Source organism: Staphylococcus sp. 2S1, assembly GCF_046721335.1.
GTDB classification, from domain to species: Bacteria; Bacillota; Bacilli; order Staphylococcales; family Staphylococcaceae; genus Staphylococcus; species Staphylococcus equorum_A.
In genome coordinates, this window is record NZ_JBEUUJ010000003.1 from 1,996,484 (window position 1) to 2,021,633 (window position 25,150).

Genomic DNA, 25,150 nt, shown 5'->3' on the forward strand with positions numbered 1-25,150 from the left:
AACATATCAAGATGTTGAATCGTTTTTGTTTATTGGGAAAGACCTTTTGCACTTTGGGGCTAAATTTAATATAATGAAGTAATGATTATGGATAAAGTTATAGAACTTTGAACACCTAGGTTGAAATACCAAAGTATAAAACATATTTAAAAACACTTGTTCTTAGTTTATATGATATAGAAAGGATTTTGTAGAGTGAATGAAGAGCAAAGAAAAAGTACTTCTATAGATATTTTAGCTGAACGAGATAAGAAGACTAAAGATTATAGCAAGTATTTTGAGCATGTCTATCAACCACCAAGTTTAAAAGAAGCACGTAAACGCGGTAAAGAAGAAGTAAACTATAACCGTGATTTTCACATAGATGAAAAATATCGTAATATGGGTCAAGGGAAGACCTTTTTAATTAAAACATATGGTTGCCAAATGAACGCGCATGATACAGAGGTCATGGCCGGTATTTTAGGCGCTTTAGGTTATTCAAGCAACAGAAGATATCAATCAAGCTGATGTGATTTTAATTAACACATGTGCAATACGTGAAAATGCGGAGAGTAAAGTGTTTAGTGAGATTGGTAATTTAAAACACTTAAAACGAGAAAAACCAGAAACAGTTATCGGCGTATGTGGCTGTATGTCACAAGAAGAATCAGTTGTTAACAAAATTCTCAAATCGTACCAGAACGTTGATATGATTTTCGGAACGCATAATATTCATCGTTTACCAGAAATTTTAGAAGAAGCTTATTTATCAAAAGCGATGGTCGTAGAAGTATGGTCAAAAGAAGGAGACGTTATTGAAAACCTTCCTAAAGTGAGAAAAGGTAATATTAAAGCTTGGGTAAATATTATGTATGGCTGTGACAAATTCTGTACATATTGCATTGTGCCTTTTACAAGAGGTAAAGAACGTAGTAGACGTCCAGATGATATCATTGCTGAAGTAAGAGATTTAGCGCGTCAAGGTTATCAAGAAATTACGTCGCTAGGTCAAAACGTAAACGCTTATGGTAAAGATATAGAGGGCTTAGAATATGGTTTGGGTGATTTATTAGAAGATATTACACAAATTGATATACCAAGAGTGAGATTTACTACAAGCCATCCTTGGGACTTTACGGATCGTATGATTGAAGTTATTGCAAACGGGGGCAATATTGTACCTCACGTACATTTACCAGTTCAATCAGGTAACAACGCAGTATTAAAAATTATGGGACGTAAATATACACGTGAAAGCTATTTAGATTTAGTAGATAGAATTAAAACGAAGATACCTAACGTTGCACTGACTACGGATATTATCGTAGGTTATCCAAATGAAACTGAAGCACAATTTGAAGAAACTTTAACATTGTATGACGAAGTTGAATTTGAACATGCATATACTTATATTTATTCACAAAGAGATGGTACACCAGCTAACGAAGATGAAAGATAATGTGCCTTTAGACGTGAAGAAAGATAGATTACAACAATTAAATAAAAAAGTGGCTTATTATTCAGAACGAGCTATGAAACAATATGAAGGCGAAGTCATCCAAGTATTGTGTGAAGGTGCCAGTAAGAAGGATAATACTGTGTTAGCAGGCTATACTTCAAAAAATAAACTCGTTAACTTCAAAGCACCTAAAGAAATGATAGGTAGAATTGTAGATGTACAAGTTGATGAAGCGAAACAATTTTCATTAAATGGTACATTCTTACGCATGAGTGAAAAAGCAGTGGTGACTCAATAATGTATGAAAAAGATGACATATTAGCTGAAGCAAATCGCATTAGTGAACGAATCAAATCATTGGATACAGTTAAAGATTATCACACTGTAGAACAACAAATTCATTACAATAAAAATATTGAACAACGCATGAAAGATTTAAAGAAAACACAAAAGCAATCCGTAAACTTACAAAATTACGGTAAAACAGAAGCGCTAAAACAATCTGAAGGTAAAATACAAGGTATTGAGCAAGATATTAATGTATTACCTATAGTGGAAGAGTTCAGAGAATCACAAACTGAAGCCAACGATTTATTACAAATGATGATAAGTACAATGTCTAATCGTTTAAATCAACATGAACAAAATGATGACTAGCGTGTAATGTACTTTCAGGAAAGGAATGAACCGAATGAAGACAATTAAGACGAAAAGGTTAACTTTAACCGCAATATTCATCGCTATTAATGTAGTGTTGAGTAGTATCATTGTCATTCCGTTAGGCCCTATTAAAGCAACACCTATTCAACATTTGATTAATGTACTATGTGCTGTGTTTGTTGGTCCGTGGTTTGGACTAGCTCAAGCATTTATTTCTTCTGTATTACGCATGATTTTTGGTACTGGTAGCTTCTTCGCCTTTCCTGGAAGTATGGTAGGTGTACTACTCGCAAGTGGTTTTTATCATTACCGTAAGCATATCTTCATGGTCATGGTAGGTGAAGTGATAGGAACAGGTATTATTGGTAGTATAATTTGTATTCCATTAGCTTGGATACTTGGCTTTTCAGATTTTGCTATTAAACCATTAATGTTAGCATTTATCGTTTCTAGTATTATTGGTGCTATCATCAGTTATATATTATTAATGATATTGAAAAGAAAAGGCATATTAAAACGCTTCTTATAAGCTATGTCAGATTTACGATACGAGATTAAGACTCAAATAACTAATCAGGAAGTTTTAGATGGATAACGAAACAAGTTATGTCGTGCTATTATTCTTGATTACTTATAGAGACTTGGTCTCGTTTTTTTGAATTTAAATCTACGGTTACTTTATTGATAAATATTTTGATAATAATTAAGCTTTAACGCTACGATTGAATAAATAGGCGTAATATCTAAAGTTATGTTAAAATTTAAGAGTTAAATTAACTAATAAAGTTAAAGAAAATTAAACGAAAATGGATAGTATTAAAGAGGCTTTCGGTACAAAAATGAATATGAAAACACGCTCAGTGCATATTTGAAATGTGTGCTACATGACTACACATACATATTCAAAGATACAATAATAATTGAATTTAATTTTTGAAAAGTAAGAAACTAATAGAAGGATTGTGAAATATCAAAATGACTAACCAAACTCCTATGATGCAACAGTATTTAAAAATAAAATCACAATATCAAGATTGTCTATTATTTTTTAGATTGGGCGATTTTTATGAAATGTTTTTCGATGATGCGAAAGAGGCGTCAAGAGTATTAGAAATCACTTTGACGAAAAGGGATGCCAAAAAAACGAACCCAATACCGATGTGTGGTGTACCTTATCATGCGACAGATGGCTACATTGAAACATTGATTAGCAATGGTTATAAAGTAGCTATATGTGAGCAAATGGAAGATCCAAGACAGACTAAAGGTATGGTTCGTCGTGAAGTTGTTAGAATCGTTACACCTGGAACGGTAATGGATAAAGGTGGCGTTGATGAAAAACAAAACAACTATATATTAAGTTTTGTGAAAGATAATGTCGCTTACGCATTAAGTTATTGTGATGTTTCAACTGGAGAATTGAAAGTTACACATTTCGAAGATGAAGCGACACTAATGAATGAAATTACAACTATTAATCCTAATGAAATCGTCGTAAACGAGAATATTGATGATGATTTAAAACGACAAATCAGTTTAACAACTGAAACAATAACGGTATTATCGGAAATTTCAGATGCACAGTATAGTGTGAATACTATGACGGAAGACAACTTGTTTAATGCGACACAATTGTTGTTAGATTATATATATCACACACAAAAAAGAGATTTATCCCATATTGAAGCAGTTGTTAAATATGAAGCGGTAGACTTTATGAAAATGGATTTTTACGCTAAACGAAATTTAGAATTAACAGAAAGTATTCGTTTAAAAACTAAAAAAGGAACATTGCTCTGGTTAATGGATGAGACTAAGACACCAATGGGTGCCGGACGATTAAAACAGTGGATTGATAGACCACTTATCCATAAAGCACATATAGAATCTCGCTTAGATACAGTAGAACAGTTTATTAATCATTTTATCGAAAGAGATACATTAAGAAATCATTTGAATCAAGTTTATGATATTGAACGCTTAGTAGGCCGTGTAAGTTATGGCAACGTCAATGCACGCGATTTAATTCAGTTGAAACATTCTATTTCAGAAATCCCAAATATTAAAAATCTACTTAATGATTTTGATGAACAGATGACTGCACAATTTAAAGCGCTAGAGCCCTTAGATGAATTACTTGGCTTACTAGAAGAAAGTTTAAAAGAAGAACCACCAATTTCTGTAAAAGAGGGTGGCCTTTTTAAAACTGGTTTTAATAGTGAGTTAGACGAGTATATAGAGGCATCTAAAAATGGGAAGTCATGGCTAGCTGAATTACAGGCTAAAGAACGCCAACGTACTGGCATTAAATCATTAAAGATTAGTTTTAATAAAGTGTTTGGTTACTTTATTGAAATTACTAGAGCGAACTTACAAGACTTCGATCCCACAGCATTTGGTTATCATCGCAAGCAAACATTATCTAACGCAGAACGTTTTATCACAGATGAATTGAAAGAAAAAGAAGACATCATTCTTGGCGCTGAAGATAAAGCAATCGAATTAGAATATCAATTGTTTGTTCAGCTAAGAGAAAAAATTAAAACCTATACAGAACGTTTACAAAAACAAGCTAAAGTTATATCAGAACTTGATTGTTTACAAAGTTTTGCAGAAATTGCGCAAAAATATAACTATGCACGTCCCAATTTTAGTGAAGATAAAACACTACAATTAACAAATTCGCGTCATCCGGTTGTCGAACGCGTGATGGACCATAATGATTATGTGCCAAATGATTGTGAATTAGATCAAGATACATTTGTCTATTTAATAACTGGACCTAATATGTCGGGTAAATCCACTTATATGCGTCAAGTAGCCATAATTAGTATTATGGCCCAAATGGGAGCATACGTCCCTTGTGAATCTGCAACACTCCCAGTCTTTGACCAGATATTTACAAGAATAGGCGCCGCAGATGATCTTGTATCAGGTAAGAGTACATTTATGGTTGAAATGTTAGAAGCGCAGAAAGCACTCGCACATGCGACAGAAAATAGTTTGATTATTTTTGATGAAATTGGAAGAGGTACATCGACGTATGATGGATTAGCACTTGCACAATCGATGATAGAATACGTTGCGAATACGTCTCATGCTAAAACACTATTTTCTACGCATTATCACGAGTTAACAACTTTAGATCAATCTTTATCTTGTTTGAAAAATGTGCATGTAGCGAGCAAACGAATATAAAGGTGAACTTATCTTCTTGCATAAGGTTAAAGATGGCGCAGTAGATGATAGTTATGGTATTCAAGTAGCTAAATTAGCACATTTACCTGATGAAGTAATTTCACGGGCGCAAGTCATATTAGATGCGTTTGAACAGACTGACAAACAAGAAAACCAAGTCGTAGTTAACAAACTTGAAGTAGACTCAAGTATTCAAGAAGCGCAATACTCAAATGTAGAAGAAGCAGTCGCAACATATCCTGAGCAATCTGAATATGCAAAACAGGATGATAATAGAAATCAATTTGAACAAACAGCATTTGAACTATTTGATGCGCCGGTCGAGCAATCTGAAATAGAAAATGAAATTAAGACGTTGAATTTATCTAACATGACGCCGATAGAAGCATTAATTAAATTAAGTGAATTACAAAAACAATTGAAATAGAGGTGAAGTCAAATGGGTAAAATTAAAGAGTTGCAAACATCATTAGCGAATAAGATTGTCGCTGGGGAAGTTGTTGAACGTCCAGGCTCAGTAGTCAAAGAGTTATTAGAAAATGCCATTGACGCCCAAGCGACTGAAATCAATATCGAAGTTGAACAATCTGGCGTAGCATCCATTCGTGTGGTTGACAATGGTACGGGTATTCATATAGAAGATTTAGGCCTCGTCTTTCATCGTCATGCAACTAGTAAATTAGATGCAGATGATGACTTGTTTCATATTCGCACACTTGGATTCCGTGGAGAAGCATTAGCGAGTATCTCTTCTGTTTCCAAAGTGACACTGAAAACATGTACAGATAATGAAGAAGGCCAAGAGATTTATGTGGAAAATGGTGAAATTCTTAATCAAAAACCTGCAAAAGCGAAACAAGGTACTGATATATTAGTTGAATCATTATTTTATAATACACCAGCGCGCTTAAAATATATTAAAAGTTTATATACTGAATTAGGTAAAATTACTGATATCGTAAATCGAATGGCAATGAGTCATCCAGGCATTCGTATTTCACTTATTTCAGATGGCAGAACGATTTTAAAAACAAATGGTTCAGGACGTACAAATGAAGTAATGGCAGAAATATATGGGATGAAAGTGGCTAAAGATTTAGTACATATCTCTGGTGAAACGAGCGACTATCGCTTAGAGGGATATGTTGCTAAACCAGAACATTCCCGAAGTAATAAACATTATATATCTATTTTTATTAATGGTAGATATATCAAAAACTTTTTGATAAACAAAGCAATTTTAGAAGGTTATCATACACTGCTAATGATTGGCAGATTCCCGATTTGTTATATTAATATTGAAATGGATCCGATACTGGTCGATGTCAATGTGCACCCAACTAAATTAGAGGTACGTTTATCTAAAGAAGATCAGTTGTTTGAATTGATTGTAGAAAAAATACGAGAAGCTTTTAAAGATCGTATTTTAATACCACAAAATGATATGAATAAATTGACGCAGAAAAATAAAGTGCTGGATAAATTTGAACAACAGAAAATTGATTTTGAGAAACGTAAACAGCAAAGAGATGCTACACATTCAACGAATTTGAATTTTGACCTTGAGGATAAACAGCCCAATGAAACAAATCAATCTAATCAAGCCTTAGATCATACACTCTCAAGTCCGAATACCTCCTCAGAGGATTCCTATTCAGTGCAAGAATCGACTTATGATTATGCTAAGACGCAAAGAGATGTCTTGACAGATATGGAAGAACAAGATATTACTAATACATTAGCACCTTCTGAAGATGTAGCTGAAGTACCAGACATTAAAGGGAGTATCAGTAGCAATCCTTCACAGCGTATACCTTATATGGAAGTCGTAGGTCAAGTACATGGCACATATATTATTGCGCAAAATGAGAACGGTATGTTTATGATTGATCAACATGTCGCGCAAGAACGGATTAAATACGAATATTTTAGAGAAAAAATAGGTGATGTATCTAATGAAATACAAAATTTATTAATTCCTTTAACTTTTCACTTCTCTAAAGACGAGTTGATGATTATCAATCAACACGTTGAAGAATTAGATAAAGTGGGCGTGCATTTAGAACCGTTTGGTGGTAATGATTATATTGTTGATAGTTATCCAGTGTGGTTTCCTGTTGCTGAAGCGGAAGAAATTATTAAAGATATGATTGAGTATGTCTTAGAACATAAAAAAGTGAATGTTAAAAAAATACGTGAAGAAGTCGCTATTATGATGAGTTGTAAGAAATCAATTAAAGCAAATCACTATTTAAAGAATAATGAAATGGCAGATTTAGTGAATCAATTGAGAGAAACAGAAGATCCATTTACATGTCCACATGGCAGACCGATAATCATTAATTTTTCAAATTATGAATTAGAACGCTTATTTAAGCGTATTATATAGGAGGTTAGTGGATGAAGCCATATATTTTACCGGCTATTCGCTCAATGAAAGATTTAGAAAAACTGATACAGACAGATTATAAAGAATGTGTGTTATTAGATACGCATATAGGTCATATTAAAAGTATTATGGAATTGATGAAGAAGAATAATATAGAAGTGTATATGCATATTGATTTAATTAGAGGTATGAGTCACGATGAATTTGCTTGTGAATTTATCATTCAAAACTATCATCCCAAAGGCATCGTATCGACAAAAACGAAAGTTATAAACAAAGCCAAAGCGTTGAATACGACTACGGTTTTCCGTGTATTTATTCTAGATAGTCATGCACTAACTAGAAGTATTGAGCTTATAAAACGTGTTGAGCCTGACTTTGTTGAAGTGTTGCCAGGTATAGCAACAAAGGCCATAAAAATCATTAATGAAGAGACGAATACGTCTGTGATTGCCGGTGGGTTGATTAATGACGTTGAGGAAGTTGATGTTGCGGTAAAAAATGGTGCGAAATATATCACTACAAGTGATCGGGATTTATGGTAATAAAGCTAAAGCAGTTAAATTAACAATCGTTCTATTAAAGCATAAAGATTGAATGATGTTGATCATAATGTAATTGTCTTAATAGAATTAGCTATTTTAGAAACAGATTAAATCATTTTATTAATGTATAATCATTTCTAAAGCTTATAGCTAATTCTTTTTTATACCATTTTTTAATGATTAAGTATCAATTTATGTAAATTAAAAACCTAGGGGGAACATTTAATGATAAAACCGAGGAAATTATTAAGAGGTGACACTGTTGCAATTGTATCTTTATCTTCTGGTTTAGCCGGAGAAGATTCGATTTTATGGCGAACAAAACAAGGAATCGAACGACTGGAATCCGTATTTGGTTTGCATGTAAAAATTATGCCCAATGCACTCAAAGGTATAAAATATGTCCGTGAACACCCTGAACTGCGTGCTTCAGATTTGAATGAAGCATTAAAAGATAGTGATGTAAAAGCGATTATAAGTTGTATTGGTGGTGAAGATGCCATTAGCATATTACCCTATGTAGATTTTCAAGCAATTTATGATAACCCCAAGATTTTTTCGGGTTATTCCGATTCAACGACTGTGCACATGATGTTTTATAAAATGGGTATCGTTAGTTTTTATGGACAAGCCTTATTGACAGATTTTGCGGAGAATATAGAAATGGATAGCTATACAATTAAAGATATTGAAAAATGTTGGTTCAATAGTTCAGCAATTGGCGAACGATTGCCTACGCCTTATACAAGACCAACAGGATTAGAATGGAAAGTAGAAAATAAAAATATTGCTAGGACTAAAAGAGACAACCAAAGTTATGAAGTTATAAATGGGGCAGGTATTGTGAGTGGCCATTTAATTGGAGGTAATTTAGAAACATTTGTGAGTTTGATAGATACTCCCATATTTCCGGAATTAGAGCATTTCAATCATGCGATACTTTTTTTAGAAACTTCAGAAGATACACCATCTCCTTTAGAATTTTCGAAAATGTTTAATCAATTATTACAAATAGGGGTGTTAGATAAAGTAGAAGGCATTGTTTTTGGTAAACCATTTAATCAAATATATTATGAAGCGTATAAAAATGAAATATTAAAAATTATTAAAAGAAGTAATAAACCAAGCATTCCAATTTTATATAATTTGTCATTTGGACACAATGAACCCAAGCACAGCATGCCTTATGGCTTATCAGCAAAAATTAATTGTCATACTCAGCAATTCGAAATTAAAGAAAGCGCTGTTATTGATTTTTAAATTGTGGCAATTTTTTTACAAAAAAGATTGACAACGCTTTCAATAGAGGTGTAAGATAAACACAAGTTAATAATTAGAACAGAGATGGGAGATTTCTACAGTCATTAAACCAGTGGATTAACACTGGACATAATTGTAGGAGTCTCTTTGTCTTTTTTAGGAGGAGTCTCTATGAGTGTATATTTTGCTGAATTATTGGGAACAGCAATATTAGTATTATTTGGGGGTGGCGTTGTTGCCAACGTTAATTTAAAACGAAGCAATGGTAACGGTGCTGATTGGATTGTAATTGCTACAGGTTGGGGGCTTGCCGTAACTATGGGCGTTTACGCTACTGGTGAAATATCTGGTGCGCATTTAAATCCGGCTGTTACTTTAGCGTTCGCAATGGACGGTGCATTAAGCTGGGGTATGGTTCCTGGATACATCATTTGTCAAATACTTGGTGGTATCATCGGTGGTATTTTAGTTTGGTTAATGTATTTAGCACAATGGAAAGCAACTGAAGATAAAGATACAAAATTAGCTGTGTTTTCTACAGCACCAGCAATAAAAAATTACTTTGCCAACTTTTTAAGTGAAATTATTGGTACTGCTTGCTTTAACAATGGGTTTATTATTCATTGGAATGAATAAAATAGCTGACGGCTTAAATCCATTAATTGTTGGTAGTTTAATTGTTGCGATTGGTTTAAGTTTAGGTGGTCCAACTGGTTATGCCATTAATCCTGCTCGTGATTTAGGACCTCGTATCGCACATGCCATTTTACCAATAGTCGGTAAAGGCAAATCAAATTGGAGTTATGCAATTGTTCCGGTTTTAGGACCTATTACAGGTGGTATGATGGGTGCGGTCATTTATAGATTGTTCTATAAAGGTGCGTTTGATATGATGTCTGTTGTATCAATCGTGTTATTAATTGTAACAATTGCGCTTGGAATCGCTTTAAACAAAGCAAAAAGTGCAAAAGGTATCGAAACAATTTATTAAATAAGTTTTAACTGTCCTGTTTATACGTTAAAATATAAACAGGTCTTATATTATAAAAAAATAAATAATATGAATATGTTTGTTGAATTATTAAAAAGAAATGTATACAGGTAGATTGTTGGGAAACATACATTTCACATACATTATTTATTCAACAAATATAATAAAAGGGAGATTATCAATATGAAAAAATATATTTTGTCAATTGACCAAGGTACAACAAGTTCAAGAGCGATTCTTTTTGACCAAGATGGGAAAATCCAAGGCGTAGCACAACGTGAATTTAAACAATATTTTCCTAAATCTGGTTGGGTAGAACATGACGCAAACGAAATTTGGACGTCTGTATTGGCAGTTATTGCTCGAAGTGCTTAATGAAGAAAATGTTGGCGCAGATCAAATCGCGAGTATCGGTATTACAAATCAACGTGAAACAGCAGTAGTTTGGGATAAACATACGTCACGTCCAGTGTATCACGCAATTGTATGGCAATCGCGTCAAACACAAAGTATTTGTCAAGACTTAAAAGACCAAGGTTTAGAAAGCAAATTCCGTGAAAAAACAGGCCTTTTATTAGATCCTTACTTTGCAGGTACAAAAGTAAAATGGATACTTGATAATGTTGAAGGTACAAGAGAAAAAGCTGACAATGGTGACTTACTATTCGGAACAATTGATTCATGGCTAGTATGGAAACTATCAGGTGGACAAGCACATATCACAGATTATACAAACGCAAGTCGTACATTAATCTATAACATTCATGACCTAGAATGGGATCAAGAATTATTAGACATTTTAGAAATTCCGAATTCAATGCTTCCTGAAGTAAAATCTTCTAGTGAAGTTTATGCTAACACAGTTGATTACCATTTCTTTGGTAAAGAAGTGCCGATTTCTGGTATCGTCGGTGACCAACAAGCTGCACTATTCGGCCAAGCATGTTTCAACCGTGGTGATGCGAAAAACACTTATGGTACTGGTGGATTCATGTTAATGAATACAGGAGAAGAAGCTGTAACTTCTAAGAGTGGTTTGTTAACAACAATCGCGTATGGTATTGATGGTAAAGTCAATTATGCACTTGAAGGTTCTATCTTCGTTTCAGGTTCTGCAATTCAATGGCTAAGAGATGGACTCAGAATGATTAATTCAGCGCCGCAATCAGAAAATTATGCAGAACGTGTCGAATCAACTGAAGGTGTATACGTTGTACCAAGCATTTGTTGGTCTTGGCACACCATACTGGGATGCAGAAGCGCGTGGTGCTATTTTCGGACTTACGCGTGGTACTGAAAAAGAACATTTCATTCGTGCTACTTTAGAATCATTATGTTACCAAACACGTGACGTATTAGAAGCGATGGAAAAAGATTCTGGTATTAAAGTAAATAATTTACGTGTCGATGGCGGCGCAGTTAAGAATAATTTCATTATGCAATTCCAATCCGACATCTTAAACGTTGGTGTTGAACGTCCAGAAATTAGTGAAACAACAGCATTAGGTGCAAGCATACTTAGCTGGACTTGCAGTTGGATTCTGGGATAGTAAAGATGAAATTGCTAATCGTTGGAAATTAGAAAAACAATTCAATCCAGACATGGTAGAAAAAGAAAGAGAAAAATATTATAAAGGCTGGAAGAAAGCTGTAGAAGCTACTCAAGTCTTTAAATTAGATGATGAGTAAAAAAATTAGACTTAAAAGTGTTATCTGTGCTACAATACGGGTAAGTTAATAATATCGAGATGAGAAATGAGAGATTCAATTCGTACAATTATATATGTATGGGATGGGTCTCTCTTTTTTTAATACTTTAGGAGGCGCTGGATTTTATGAGTTTATCAACTTTAAAAAGAGAACAGATTAAGAAAGAATTGAAAAATGACGCTTATGACGTTGTGATTATTGGTGGCGGAATTACCGGAGCTGGGATTGCTTTAGATGCTAGTAATAGAGGTATGAAAGTCGCTTTAGTAGAAATGCAAGACTTTGCACAAGGTACAAGTTCACGTTCTACTAAATTAGTACATGGTGGATTACGTTATTTAAAACAATTACAAGTAGGCGTTGTAGCAGAAACTGGTCGCGAACGTGCGATTGTTTATGAAAATGGTCCACATGTAACAACACCAGAACGCATGTTATTACCATTGCATAAAGGCGGATCTATGGGTAAATTCACTACATCGATTGGTTTAGGCGTTTATGATAGATTAGCAGGTGTTAAAAAAGCTGAACGTAAAACAATGTTAAATGCAAAAGAAACACTTGCAAAAGAACCACTTGTTAAAAAAGCTGGTCTTAAAGCTGGTGGCTCTTATGTTGAATACCGTACAGATGACGCACGATTAACTATTGAAGTAATGAAACGTGCTGAAGAAAAAGGCGCTACTATCATTAACCATACAAAATCTGTTCATTTCACATATGATTCAAATGAAACAGTTAATGGTATTCAAGTAGAAGACCAAATTAGCAATGAAACTTACCCAATTAAAGCTAAAAAAGTTATCAATGCAAGTGGTCCATGGGTAGATGAAGTACGTAGTGGCGATTATGCACGTAACAATAAAGAATTACGTTTAACAAAAGGTGTTCATGTTGTAATTGATCAATCTAAATTCCCACTAGGTCAAGCTGTATACTTTGATACAGAAAACGATGGCCGTATGATTTTTGCTATTCCACGTGAAGGCAAAGCATATGTTGGTACTACAGATACTTTTTATGACAATGTTAAGACATCACCATTAGTTAACCAAGAAGATAGAGATTATTTAATTGAAGCAATTAACTATATGTTCCCTGATGTTAACGTATCTGATGAAGATATTGAATCATCATGGGTCGGTGTGAGACCACTTATTTTAGAAGAAGGTAAAGATCCTTCAGAAATTTCTCGTAAAGACGAAGTTTGGGAAGGTAAATCTGGTTTATTAACAATTGCAGGTGGTAAATTAACTGGTTACCGTCATATGGCAGTAGAAATTGTTGATTTATTAGCAAAACGCTTAAAATCAGAATATAAACTTACTTTCGCTAAAGCGGCAACAAAACACTTACCAATCTCTGGTGGCGATGTAGGCGGCAGTAAAAACTTTGATAAATATATTGAACAAAAAGTTGAAGATGCAAAAGCTTATCAAATAGACGAAGCGACTGCACGTCACTTTGTATCTAAATATGGTTCAAACGCTGAAGAGTTATTCAAAATTGCACAAACTGCGCAATATCAAGAAACTGGTTTACCGTTAGATATCTACACAGAATTAATTTATTCAATTCAAAATGAAATGGTTCACCGTCCAACAGATTTCTTTATCCGTCGTACAGGTAAATTATATTTCAAGATTGATGATGTATTAAATTATAAAGAACAAGTAATTGATGTAATGGCTGAATTATTAGGCTATACAAATATTCAAAAAGAATTATATACAAAAGAATTAGAAACTGCGATTAAAGAAGCACAAACAGGTAATAACCAACCAGACAGTTAAAGAATAAATATGTATAAATAGTAAAACTGGCGACAAGGTCTTAGGACTTTGTCGCCAGTTTTTGTTTGTCTACCTCAATATATCTTTGTGTTACTTTATATCATAATATGTATAGATATCTTTTTCGTTGAAGGGGACAGATAAATCTAAAAAGTAAGGGCTTTGCCACTTTTGTGTTTTTAATGCAGTCTTGTTTAAATTTGATTCCCAATTGGGATAAACACGCATTGCCATTTTGCCTTTGTATTGGGTTGAAGTTAAGACGCCATTTGCTAACAAAATATCTTTCGGAAAAATAAATTGTCCTTTACGATCACCATCAATAATATTAATAACCAAGTAATCTTTAGAACCCTCGCAATTAAAAGGAGTATTTTGAGCTATTTCATTTTTATGCCACATTGCAACAAAATAACCAGTTTTTTTAGGTGTCTTCTTAGCTAACCGACTTTTAAAAGTATGATGGGCTAAGTTAAAATTAAAAGCCTCATATTCATGATTCCATTTTTCAACTTCAAAATTAATTGGAGAAAAGTCATTTACCATTTCGTGCATTTTATTTATTAACTTTTTAGAAGCATAATTTTCAAACATAATAAACCAACCTTTGCTAAATTATATTTAAGTCTTTGTTTTCTGAAGCAAGTAATATAAAATCTAATTACTGTGTTGAAAGCATTAATATACCTAAGATAACTATAAAAATATAAATCCATTTTTCAAAATGATTATGGTGTGTCTTTTTCGATAAATACTTACCTAATAAAACTGCAACAATCAATACAGGTAAAGTAGCTAAGAATAATTGAATAGTTTGACTCGTCCATATACCACCCAACAATTGACCTATGACAACAAAGATAGCTGTTAATAGAAAATGAGCCTGAATTGTACTTTTAAAGTCTTTAATATGCCATTGACTTAGCGTTCCGAAAATAACGATTGGTACACCATGAGAGTTATAAATACTGCCTAGCATGCCGGAAACAAGTCCTGCCAAACCTTCCCATAGAGAAGATTTAAGTTTAATTTTAGCGTGATGGGTAAGAAAAACGGTCTTGATAAATGCATAAATACCATAAAAGATTAGAAAAATAGCTAACAGTAATTGTATTTTTTCAGTATCAAAATGATGGAGTATCCATATGCCTATAGGTATGCCGATTAAACTACCGGACATCATGACTGCCAAAGTCTTATATTTAATATGCTTCATTTCAGAAAAAATATTGAATAAAGCCACAGTTAGACCGACGATACCCACTAAAGATATAGCTGTTTTTATATCTAAACCGATTAAAGCTAATAAAGGCATGCTGATTAAAGCTTCTCCAAAGCCAAAGTATGTTCGGACTAAAGCACCTAAGAATATAGCTAATAAAATAAAAATAAAAATCGTTATATCCATTAGATGTCCTCCTCGACGAATTGTTGTTTGTTTTACATTTTATGATGAGCATGATTAACTCAATACCTATTATTGATTCAATACTTGATATTGAGTATAACATTTTTAATATAGAATCATATTAGGGTTTCGAAGGATTATTGCATTTTTATTGGTGAGAATATTTTCTTAAGTATTTATAAAATCAATGTTTTTTAATATATCGTTGTCTAGTGGTTAACGTTTTGCATTCTATTTGATAACATTGAATTTTGAGGGTATATTGTATAGTATAAGAAGATTGAAATGATGCATGATTTGGGGGCTATCACATGAGTCAAAAGGAATTTAAGATTACTGTTGAAGATGGCACAATGTTAGAAGTGAAATTAGATAAAGCCAAACATGAAACAATTGGTGTTGTACATTTGCTTCATGGTATGGCAGAACATATGGGAAGATATGATGAACTTGTTGAATCGTTTAATCAACAAGGATATGATGTATTACGCCATAACCATAGAGGTCATGGTAAAGAAATAAATGAAAAAGAACGCGGACATATAGATGATATATCACAAGTAGCGGATGATACATATGAAATTGCTCAAACAATGTGTACACACTATACAAACATCCCATACATTATGATTGGTCATTCTATGGGTTCTATTATAGCGCGTGTATTTGCTCAAAAATATCCTGATGCAGCGCAAGGTTTAATTCTTAGTGGCACAGCACAATATCCAAAGTATTTAGGTCTACCCATTGCTCGCATTAATGAAAATCATTACTTTAATATTAGGGAAACGACGTCGATTGAAGTGGATTAACCGATTAATGTATAAATCATTCAATAAAGATATCAAAAATCAAAAAACTTCAAGCGATTGGTTATCTAGCGATGCTCGAGAAGTGGCTAAATTTATAAAAGATCCGAATACTGGTTTTTTAGTTTCCAATCAACTTATATACCAAATAATAAAACACGCATTAGCCACAAGTCGTGTAAAAAATATTGAAAAAATGAATACAGAACTTCCTGTACTACTCATATCGGGTAAAGACGATCCGTTAGGTGGCAAAGGTAAAGGTATTAGAAAACTAGGGAAATTATATAAACGCTGTGGTGTGAAACATGTAACCGTCCATTTATACAAAAATAAACGCCATGAAGTTTTATTCGATACGGATTCTGATATTACATGGAATAACATGTATGAATGGATTGAAAAGCAAATTTTAAAAAAGATAAATAATAATAGTAAATAACTAAAGAGAGTTGATATACACGTGCATAACGATAAACCTTTTTTAATCGTACTTGTAGGACCGACTGCTGTTGGAAAGACAGAATTTAGCATTGAATTAGCGAAAAAATTTAATGGTGAAATTATCAGTGGCGATTCAATGCAAGTATACAAGCATATGGATATAGGTACAGCAAAGATTACACCAGATGAAATGTCAGGCGTGCCACATCATATGATAGATATATTAGAACCAGATGAAACATTTTCTGCATTTGATTTTAAAAATAGAGCCCGAGCAATTAATAACTGAGATTACTGATAGAGGATGTGTGCCTATAATTGCTCGGAGGCACGGGCTTATATATCCAGTCTCTGATTCACGATTATGCGTTTGAAGATGAAACAATCACAGAAGAAGAAAGTGAATTAGTAGATAAAAAATTAGCAGAATTAGATCAGCTATCAAATGAAGCGTTACATCAGTATTTATCATCATTTGATAGTGAGTCAGCAGAAGATATTCATCCTAATAATAGAAAAAGAGTGCGCAGGGCAATACAATATTATTTAAAAACAAAAAAACTTTTAAGTTCTCGAAAGAAAGTTCAACAATATACAGAAAATTATGATACATTATTATTAGGGATAGAAATGTCGCGTGACATATTATATCAAAGAATAAATAAACGCGTAGATATAATGTTGGAACGTGGTTTACTTGATGAAGTGAAACAACTCGTAGATGCGGGATATGAATCATGTCAAAGTATGCAAGCTATAGGCTATAAAGAAATGTTGCCTGTAGTGAAGTGCGGTACAAATAAAAATGACGCAATAGATAAATTAAAGCAACATTCTCGAAACTATGCAAAGCGACAGATGACTTGGTTCAAAAATAAGCTAGACGTAGTATGGTTAGATAAAGAGAAAATGTCACTTTCATCGATGTTAGATGAAGTTTCAGTCCAAATAAAGAAAAGGAGTATAGAACATGAAGACAACAGAAAACATCCAAGATAAATTCCTAGGACAATTTAAGACTGATCAAACAAAAGTGATTGTGTTTTTAATGAATGGTTTTCAAATGAAAGGTGTTATTGAGGATTATGATAAGTATGTAGTATGCTTATTATCTCAAGGTAAACAGCATTTTATTTATAAACATGCTATCAGTACTTTTACAATTGATGATGTACCTCAAACATCATAATCAGAAAATATATAATTAAAAATTAAAAACTAAAAAAGCTACACTAGATTAATTGACATCTAGTGTAGCTTATATTTATTTATAGATATTGTAATGATTAATATTGTTTCAGAAAATCATAAAATCTTCAAATTATAATAATGCTTCAATTTCTGATTCGATTTGATTAGGTTTTTTCTGTGGAGAAAAGCGTTTTACAACTTTACCATCTTTATCTACTAGGAATTTAGTGAAGTTCCATTTGATTTTTTCATTGAAGACACCATTTTGTTCTTTAGTTAAAAATTCAAATAGTGGGTGTTGATTTTCACCTTTGACATCAACTTTTTCATGCATTGGGAAAGTAACGCCATAGTTAATTTTACAGTTTTGTGTAGCTTCTTCACCAGTGCCAGGCTCTTGACCTCCAAATTGATTACAAGGGAAACCTAATACTATAAAATCTTGATCTTTATATTTATCATATAAACTTTGAAGTCCTTCGAACTGTGGTGTAAAACCACATTCACTAGCCGTGTTAACAATTAACATGGGTTGTCCTTGGTACGTATCTAATTTGTACGATTCTCCATTTGGTTTCTGAACTTCTATGTCATATATAGTCATTTTAATTCACCTCTTATAAATAATCTAACATAAATTGGCGCTGTAGTCTTTATATATACACTATGATAGAATAGCTAAGAAAAGAGGTGCATGTTATGACCCAACAACAAACTTATAATACAAAAAAAGAATTAGAAACAGCTATTTTAGTTGGAGTACATGCTCAAAATGATGATGAATTTGATTTTGAGTCGACAATGGAAGAATTAGCATCATTGTCAGAAACGTGTCAACTAAACGTTCAAGAACAGTTTACTCAAAACAGAACGCATTTTGATAGAAAATATTATGTTGGTAAAGGGAAATTAGAAGATATTCGAGCGTATATTGAATATCATGATATCGATGTCGTTGTTGCTAATGATGAATTAACAACAAGCACAATCAAAAGCGCTAAATGGAAATTTAAATGTGAAAATTATCGACAGAACGCAATTAATATTAGAAATTTTTGCATTAAGAGCAAGCAGTAAAGATGGTAAATTACAAGTTGAATTAGCGCAACTTGATTATTTAATGCCAAGATTGCAAGGGCATGGACGTAGTTTGTCACGTTTAGGTGGCGGTATTGGGACAAGAGGCCCTGGTGAAACGAAGCTAGAAATGGACCGTCGTCATATTAGAACGAGAATGAATGAAATTAAACACCAATTAGAAACAGTGGTTGAACATCGTGAACGTTATCGTAATAAACGTGAACAGAACCATGTTTTCCAAGTTGCACTCATAGGTTATACGAACGCAGGTAAATCGTCTTGGTTTAACATGCTTGCCAATGAAACAACATATGAAAAGAATTTATTATTCGCAACACTTGACCCTAAAACACGACAAATCCAGATAAATGATGGGTTTAACTTAATTATTTCAGATACAGTTGGATTTATTCAAAAGCTGCCAACGACATTAATTGCAGCTTTTAAATCAACGCTTGAAGAAGCAAAAAATGCGGATCTATTATTACATGTCGTTGATAGTAGTCATCCTGAGTATAGAGCGCAATATGATACTGTGAATGGAATTATTGCAGATTTAGATATGGCACAAATTCCGCAAGCGATTATATTTAATAAAAAAGATTTACATGAAGGTGCGACGCCGACAACGAATAAGCCATCGGTATTTGTTTCTAGTCGAGATGAAGCAGATATAGACAAAGTAAAACAATTGCTATTTGATCAAGTGCAAAAAACACTCACATATTATGAAGAAACCATACCAAGTGCGAATGCGGATAGATTATATTTTCTCAAACAGCATACACTTGTCTCAGAATTAATATTTAATGAAGATGATGCGACATATGAAATTAAAGGATATAAAAAAGAATAGAAGGAAGTAATGATTAATGGAAGATATGAAACAGCTGATTGCTAATACAGAAGAAACGTTAGCACCATATTTCAGAAACATTGAGGCAACAGCATATGTTAATCAGGAAAAAGTATTAGATGCATTTCATGCGGTTAGAGCAACTGAAAATGACTTGCAAGGCACTACTGGTTATGGCTATGATGATTTTGGTAGAGACCATTTAGAAGAAATTTATGCTCATGTTTTTAAAGCAGAAGATGCTATTGTCAGACCGCAAATTATTTCAGGTACCCATGCGATAACGATTGCTTTACAAAGCACATTAAAATATGGTGATGAGCTGTTATATATAACAGGAAATCCTTATGATACTTTATTAGAGGTTATTGGCATAAATGGAAATGGTATTGAAAGTTTGAAAGAATACGGCGTGAGTTATAATAAAGTTGATTTAAAAGATGATGATATAGATATAGAAGAAGTAATGAATCAAATCAAACCACAAACCAAAGTTATTGCAATTCAACGTTCTAAAGGATATGATCAACGACCTTCTCTTAATTTAGAAGTGATTGAGCGCGCAATTCAAACAATAAAATCACAGTATCCGGACGTGATTATTTTTGTAGATAATTGTTATGGTGAATTCGTTGAAACGCGTGAACCGATAGAATGTGGTGCAGATTTAATTGCCGGATCATTAATTAAAAATCCAGGTGGTGGCTTAGCTAAAATTGGTGGTTATATTGCCGGCAAAGAATCCTTGGTTGCTAGATGTGGATACCGTTTAACTGCACCTGGTATAGGTAAAGAAGCGGGTGCCTCTCTTAACTCATTACAAGAAATGTACCAAGGCTTTTTCTTAGCACCTCATGTTGTTAGCCAAAGTTTAAAAGGCGCATTGTTTACGAGTCTACTATTAGAAAAAATGAACATGCATACAAAACCAAGATATGATGTTCCGAGAACGGATCTTATACAAACAGTTGAATTTGATACGAAAGAGCAAATGATTCAATTTTGCCAAAGTATTCAACAAGCTTCACCGATTAACGCGCACTTTAAGCCAGAACCTGCTTCTATGCCAGGCTATGAAGACGATGTTATTATGGCTGCTGGTACGTTTATCCAAGGTTCGTCTATTGAATTATCAGCTGATGGTCCAATTCGACCACCATATGAAGCCTATGTACAAGGTGGCTTAACTTACGAGCATGTGAAATTGGCAGTAACAAGAGCTGCGAGCAAATCTTAAATCACAGCAACTGATATAAAAGGAAGCTAAAATCCATGTATTCTATCAAACACACATTTTGAAGTAATATACTTGCTAATGATGTGAATTTAGATAAAATATATGGATTTTTTTGAACAAATTAAAGGAATTTTCTAAAAATTAATATGATTTATAAATGTTGATAAGACGCACGTTAGTGATACCAAGGGTTCAAAGGATATGTGAGGAAACCTTACATATTTTTGAAATTATTGAAAAATTGTGCTAAATTTAGAACAAGTTCAAAAATAGAGGTGAGGGAATTGAAGTCAAACGATACATTAAGACGCAATATGCCTGTATTCTCTATCAGTGTTGTAACTAAATTGAGTGAATTAACCGCAAGGCAAATTCGCTACTATGAAACACATGAACTGATTAAACCACAACGTTCAGAAGGCAATAAGAGGCTCTTTTCATTAAATGATTTGGAACGACTTTTAGAAATTAAAAAACTGATTGAAAAAGGATTTAATATCAAGGGTATTAAGCAAATTCTTAATGAAGAGCAAAGTCATCTTTCTGATGATGAACAAGAAACAAGAAAACAAATGATAGTTGAAGCTACCCAGAAACCACAACGAGAAGCAATACCGATAAATCGTGGTGACTTATCACGTTTTATCAAATAATATTAACGGGGGACATTTACAATGCCAAAACGTACATTTACTAAAGAAGACATTCATAAGTTTGCTAAAGAAGAAAACGTAAGATATTTACGCTTACAATTCACTGATATTCTAGGCGTAATTAAAAACGTAGAAGTACCGGTTAGCCAACTAGAAAAAGTATTAGATAATGAAATGATGTTTGATGGTTCTTCAATTGAAGGTTTCGTTCGAATTGAAGAGTCAGATATGTATTTATACCCAGATTTAGATACATGGGTTATCTTCCCATGGACAGCAGGACAAGGAAAAGTTGCTCGACTTATCTGTGATGTTTATAAAACAGATCATACACCATTTGAAGGTGATCCACGTTCAAACTTAAAACGTGTCTTAGAAAATATGAGAGAATTAGGATTCTCAGATTTGAATTTGGGGCCTGAGCCAGAATTCTTCTTATTTAAATTAGATGAAAAAGGCGAACCAACATTAGAATTAAATGATAATGGTGGATACTTTGACCTTGCACCAACAGATTTAGGTGAAAATTGTCGTCGTGATATTGTATTAGAACTTGAAGACATGGGCTTTGATATTGAAGCGAGTCACCATGAAGTCGCACCAGGTCAACATGAAATAGACTTTAAATATGCAGATGCAATTACAGCTTGTGATAACATTCAAACATTTAAACTTGTTGTAAAAACAATTGCACGTCAACATAATCTACATGCGACATTCATGCCGAAACCTTTATTCGGTGTTAATGGTAGTGGGATGCACTTTAACATGTCATTATTCAAGGGCAAAGAGAACGCATTCTATGATCCAGATGGCGATATGCAAATGACGAAAGATGCTTATCATTTCATAGCAGGTACTTTGAAAAACGCACGTGGTTTCACAGCTGTATGTAATCCTTTAGTAAACTCATACAAACGTTTAGTTCCAGGTTACGAAGCACCATGTTATATCGCTTGGAGTGGTAAAAACCGTTCACCATTAATCCGTGTACCAACTTCTCGTGGATTATCTACACGTGTTGAAGTACGTTCAGTAGATCCAGCTGCCAATCCATATTTAGCATTAGCGAGCACTTTTAGAAGCAGGTTTAGATGGTATTAAAAATAAACTAGAAGTTCCAGAACCAGTTAACCAAAACATTTATGAAATGAATCGCGAAGAACGTGAAGCTGTTGGTATAGAAGATTTACCTTCAACTTTATACACTGCTGTTAAAGCAATGAAAAATAACGCACCAATTAAAGAAGCTTTAGGCAATCATATTTATAATCAATTTATTAACTCTAAATCAATTGAGTGGGATTATTATAGAACACAAGTTTCTGAATGGGAAAGAGAACAATACCTTAAAGAATACTAGGTGCTAAACAAGAGGGATAATATCAGTAATATCAACAACTCGGGTCATTCTGAATGAATGATCTCGGGTTGTTTTTTTGCACCGATTTAATGTTAGGAAGTGTTTTGGGTGCGGGTTTTAAATTCCAAACTGGATAATCACTTTTATAGTTATACCATTTTTAGCCCACTTTATTACTAAAAGTCAGATGAAAAACAAGCATAAAAATGATTTGCAAATACAAAAATTAATTAAATCACAGGATATGTTGTCTAAAGAAGCGACACATATTAATTATATTACTCATGCAAATCTTAGCTATTTTAATAACATCTTACGTTAAAACATTATTAATAAAGAACAGCCCCAAATAACTCGATTTGAGTTATTTGGGGCTGTTTGTTGAGATAATATAATTGTAGTGATACACCTATATTAACCGAATATCGCGTGCACGAAAGGTAATAAATATAATGTAAATAAAGTAAGACATATTCCAAAGTATATAATAAATGCACGCGCTTCTTTTGATTTGAAGAAAATAATCACCTCAATCATTATAAACTGAAACTTAATTTTAAGATAAAAGGATTATAAGAGTCAACAAAGAGCATTATAATGCACATTAATATTTGAAGCTATTGTATTATTAATTGTATGTATGATGTATAAGTAGTAATATGTAACTAATAAATATTATTTATCTTGATAAGGGGATGGGTAGATGAACAAGATTAAACTAAGTACATTGAGAGCGGCATCATTAAAAGAATTAGAGAGTAGTATTAATGCATTTTTAGAAGATGATGAAGTGGCAGGTTATCAGTTACTAAATGCTACAGTACGAGAAGTTGAGGAACGCACATACTCATCGAATGAAGAAGAGTTTAATGCTATACTGACATTCATAAAAAATACTTAAAATAAAAAAGTCGAGTATGAAGTTTTAACTTTTTACTCGACTTTTTTATTTTGTGAAAAGGATCTATAAAGTAACGACGATAATTTAAGAAAGATGTTAAAACTACTATAATATAGTTATGTAAACTAAAGTGAAAAATTTTATTTCTTATCGTTCTATTGCTAATACGTATTAAAATGATACATAAAAAAACTGCCCGCATTTGATATGCGGCAGTAAAGGTTATTTCTTTTTATATTTCGTTACGACTGCTTGGATAACAAAAACAATGAAACCAATAAGGACACCTAAACAAATCGCTACGACTGCTCGATACCATTAACGGTAATTGAAATTGATTTTGTAATATGAGTCCTACAATCACTGCAATAATCACTGCGATGATTGTAATCATATTCTCTTTAAATATACTCAATTTGTTCACTCCTATCTAATGTATTATAGCACGAGTTTATCAGTGATATAAAATAAAATATTATTATTCGTCATTATAATTACGTTGAATATTATAACAGAATTTTGTCATTTGAATTAAAGTATAAAATATTGTGGACTACGCTAACTTGACGGCTTAATTGATTTTCTATATGATAATTTGGACAATTCAAAAGAAGTAGGTGCAACAGTGAAATCGACTAAAAAAATGACGATATTAGTTGTTAGTGTGATTGTGTTAGGTGTACTTGCGTTTCAATTTATAAATGGAACAGGGCCTTTTCAAAATAATGGATCAAAATCAGATTCTGGACCTAACGAAACTGAGGAAGTGCACATTGAACGTGTTGTTGATGGTGATACTTTGGTTGCCAAAGATGACAATAACAAAGAACTGAAGGTTAGACTTATCGGAGTGGACACGCCAGAAACAGTTAAACCTGATACTCCAGTTCAACCATATGGTAAAGAAGCTTCTGATTATTCTAAAGCACAATTGACAAACAAAGACGTTTTTTTGGAATATGATAAAGAACAAGAAGATCAATATGGAAGAACATTAGCTTATTTATGGTTAGATAAGCATACAATGTTTAATGAAGAATTAATAAAAAAAGGTTTAGCTAAAGAAAAATATTATGCACCTAATGGTAAATACAGAGACGTATTTGAAAAAGCTGAACAACAAGCAAAAAATAACAATGAGAATATTTGGAGTTAAAGTAATCAACCGAACGTGGTTGTACAAAGTATGCATATAAATGCTAAAAGGAATCATGTGACTTT

At 33.0% G+C, this 25,150-nt stretch carries 13 protein-coding genes and 10 pseudogenes; 19 read left to right on the top strand and 4 right to left on the bottom strand.

Annotated features, from left to right (window positions below):
* The first annotated feature begins 195 nt into the window (after positions 1-195).
* From miaB to ABLV90_RS10590, 10 genes and pseudogenes are all read left to right on the top strand, one after another.
* Positions 196-1,739: pseudogene (gene miaB, locus ABLV90_RS10545) on the top strand (tRNA (N6-isopentenyl adenosine(37)-C2)-methylthiotransferase MiaB).
* Entirely contained in the window at positions 1,739-2,098 is a 360-nt protein-coding gene (locus ABLV90_RS10550) for a YlbF/YmcA family competence regulator (protein WP_427704700.1), read from the top strand. The pseudogene miaB and the gene ABLV90_RS10550 overlap by 1 nt, the downstream one beginning before the upstream one ends.
* A 34-nt stretch (positions 2,099-2,132) precedes the next feature.
* Positions 2,133-2,630 carry an energy coupling factor transporter S component ThiW gene (gene thiW / locus ABLV90_RS10555; RefSeq protein WP_460872611.1) on the top strand — a complete coding sequence of 166 codons (498 nt, stop codon included), beginning with the start codon at positions 2,133-2,135 and terminating at the stop codon, positions 2,628-2,630.
* 446 nt (positions 2,631-3,076) lie between these two features.
* Positions 3,077-5,726: pseudogene (gene mutS / locus ABLV90_RS10560) on the top strand (DNA mismatch repair protein MutS).
* A 12-nt stretch (positions 5,727-5,738) separates the two neighbouring features.
* Positions 5,739-7,688 carry a DNA mismatch repair endonuclease MutL gene (gene mutL, locus ABLV90_RS10565; protein ID WP_460872612.1) on the top strand — a complete coding sequence of 650 codons (1,950 nt, stop codon included), beginning with the start codon at positions 5,739-5,741 and terminating at the stop codon, positions 7,686-7,688.
* 11 nt (positions 7,689-7,699) lie between these two features.
* Positions 7,700-8,233 carry a glycerol-3-phosphate responsive antiterminator gene (locus ABLV90_RS10570; RefSeq protein ID WP_069815953.1) on the top strand — a complete coding sequence of 178 codons (534 nt, stop codon included), beginning with the start codon at positions 7,700-7,702 and terminating at the stop codon, positions 8,231-8,233.
* Between the two features lie 225 nt (positions 8,234-8,458).
* A complete protein-coding gene (locus ABLV90_RS10575; protein WP_427704692.1) occupies positions 8,459-9,493 on the top strand; it encodes a S66 family peptidase in 1,035 nt (344 codons plus the stop codon).
* Between the two features lie 171 nt (positions 9,494-9,664).
* Positions 9,665-10,484, top strand: a pseudogene (locus tag ABLV90_RS10580) (MIP/aquaporin family protein).
* Positions 10,485-10,667: 183 nt separating this feature from the next.
* Positions 10,668-12,173, top strand: a pseudogene (gene glpK / locus ABLV90_RS10585) (glycerol kinase GlpK).
* A 146-nt stretch (positions 12,174-12,319) separates the two neighbouring features.
* On the top strand, positions 12,320-13,987 hold the full coding sequence (locus tag ABLV90_RS10590) for a glycerol-3-phosphate dehydrogenase/oxidase (protein WP_460872613.1): 1,668 nt from the start codon (positions 12,320-12,322) through the stop codon (positions 13,985-13,987).
* A gap of 90 nt (positions 13,988-14,077) precedes the next feature.
* Here ABLV90_RS10590 and ABLV90_RS10595 read toward each other — a convergent pair whose 3' ends face one another.
* Complete coding sequence (locus ABLV90_RS10595) at positions 14,078-14,581, bottom strand: MepB family protein (protein WP_069832840.1); 504 nt, start codon at positions 14,579-14,581, stop codon at positions 14,078-14,080.
* Between the two features lie 67 nt (positions 14,582-14,648).
* Positions 14,649-15,395, bottom strand: coding sequence for a sulfite exporter TauE/SafE family protein (locus ABLV90_RS10600; RefSeq protein WP_460872614.1), 747 nt, complete (start codon positions 15,393-15,395; stop codon positions 14,649-14,651).
* A gap of 311 nt (positions 15,396-15,706) precedes the next feature.
* Between ABLV90_RS10600 and ABLV90_RS10605 the strand changes: the two are divergent.
* From ABLV90_RS10605 to hfq, 3 genes and pseudogenes are all read left to right on the top strand, one after another.
* Positions 15,707-16,646, top strand: a pseudogene (locus ABLV90_RS10605) (lysophospholipase).
* A gap of 21 nt (positions 16,647-16,667) precedes the next feature.
* Positions 16,668-17,647, top strand: a pseudogene (gene miaA / locus ABLV90_RS10610) (tRNA (adenosine(37)-N6)-dimethylallyltransferase MiaA).
* Positions 17,619-17,837, top strand: a complete 219-nt coding sequence (gene hfq / locus ABLV90_RS10615; protein ID WP_285323125.1) for an RNA chaperone Hfq — start codon at positions 17,619-17,621, stop codon at positions 17,835-17,837. Before miaA ends, hfq begins: the two are co-directional and overlap by 29 nt.
* A gap of 132 nt (positions 17,838-17,969) precedes the next feature.
* Here hfq and ABLV90_RS10620 read toward each other — a convergent pair whose 3' ends face one another.
* Entirely contained in the window at positions 17,970-18,443 is a 474-nt protein-coding gene (locus ABLV90_RS10620; RefSeq protein ID WP_065337888.1) for a glutathione peroxidase, read from the bottom strand.
* 95 nt (positions 18,444-18,538) lie between these two features.
* Between ABLV90_RS10620 and hflX the strand changes: the two are divergent.
* From hflX to ABLV90_RS10645, 5 genes and pseudogenes are all read left to right on the top strand, one after another.
* A pseudogene (gene hflX, locus ABLV90_RS10625) lies at positions 18,539-19,775 on the top strand (GTPase HflX).
* Between the two features lie 16 nt (positions 19,776-19,791).
* Positions 19,792-21,031: pseudogene (locus ABLV90_RS10630) on the top strand (aminotransferase class I/II-fold pyridoxal phosphate-dependent enzyme).
* A gap of 265 nt (positions 21,032-21,296) precedes the next feature.
* Positions 21,297-21,665 (top strand): MerR family transcriptional regulator, encoded by a 369-nt coding sequence (locus tag ABLV90_RS10635; RefSeq protein WP_002507792.1) that lies wholly within the window; start codon positions 21,297-21,299, stop codon positions 21,663-21,665.
* A gap of 21 nt (positions 21,666-21,686) precedes the next feature.
* Positions 21,687-23,028, top strand: a pseudogene (gene glnA, locus ABLV90_RS10640) (type I glutamate--ammonia ligase).
* Positions 23,029-23,731: 703 nt separating this feature from the next.
* Positions 23,732-23,929: a hypothetical protein gene (locus ABLV90_RS10645; RefSeq protein ID WP_069815928.1), complete on the top strand. Its 198-nt coding sequence runs from the start codon at positions 23,732-23,734 to the stop codon at positions 23,927-23,929.
* Between the two features lie 222 nt (positions 23,930-24,151).
* On the opposite strand, the pseudogene ABLV90_RS10650 reads toward ABLV90_RS10645, so the two are convergent.
* Positions 24,152-24,344, bottom strand: a pseudogene (locus ABLV90_RS10650) (LapA family protein).
* Between the two features lie 210 nt (positions 24,345-24,554).
* Here ABLV90_RS10650 and nucI point away from each other — a divergent pair.
* Positions 24,555-25,085, top strand: coding sequence for a thermonuclease NucI (gene nucI, locus ABLV90_RS10655; RefSeq protein ID WP_427704677.1), 531 nt, complete (start codon positions 24,555-24,557; stop codon positions 25,083-25,085).
* The last annotated feature ends 65 nt before the right edge of the window (positions 25,086-25,150 follow it).

Excerpts from the sequence above, each read along its gene's own strand:
- ABLV90_RS10550 (WP_427704700.1), top strand. The coding sequence starts at position 1,739 with ATGTATGAAAAAGATGACATATTAGCTGAAGCAAATCGCATTAGTGAA.
- thiW (WP_460872611.1), top strand. The coding sequence starts at position 2,133 with ATGAAGACAATTAAGACGAAAAGGTTAACTTTAACCGCAATATTCATC.
- mutL (WP_460872612.1), top strand. The coding sequence starts at position 5,739 with ATGGGTAAAATTAAAGAGTTGCAAACATCATTAGCGAATAAGATTGTC.
- ABLV90_RS10570 (WP_069815953.1), top strand. The coding sequence starts at position 7,700 with ATGAAGCCATATATTTTACCGGCTATTCGCTCAATGAAAGATTTAGAA.
- ABLV90_RS10575 (WP_427704692.1), top strand. The coding sequence starts at position 8,459 with ATGATAAAACCGAGGAAATTATTAAGAGGTGACACTGTTGCAATTGTA.
- ABLV90_RS10590 (WP_460872613.1), top strand. The coding sequence starts at position 12,320 with ATGAGTTTATCAACTTTAAAAAGAGAACAGATTAAGAAAGAATTGAAA.
- ABLV90_RS10595 (WP_069832840.1), bottom strand. The coding sequence starts at position 14,581 with ATGTTTGAAAATTATGCTTCTAAAAAGTTAATAAATAAAATGCACGAA.
- ABLV90_RS10600 (WP_460872614.1), bottom strand. The coding sequence starts at position 15,395 with ATGGATATAACGATTTTTATTTTTATTTTATTAGCTATATTCTTAGGT.
- hfq (WP_285323125.1), top strand. The coding sequence starts at position 17,619 with ATGAAGACAACAGAAAACATCCAAGATAAATTCCTAGGACAATTTAAG.
- ABLV90_RS10620 (WP_065337888.1), bottom strand. The coding sequence starts at position 18,443 with ATGACTATATATGACATAGAAGTTCAGAAACCAAATGGAGAATCGTAC.
- ABLV90_RS10645 (WP_069815928.1), top strand. The coding sequence starts at position 23,732 with ATGAACAAGATTAAACTAAGTACATTGAGAGCGGCATCATTAAAAGAA.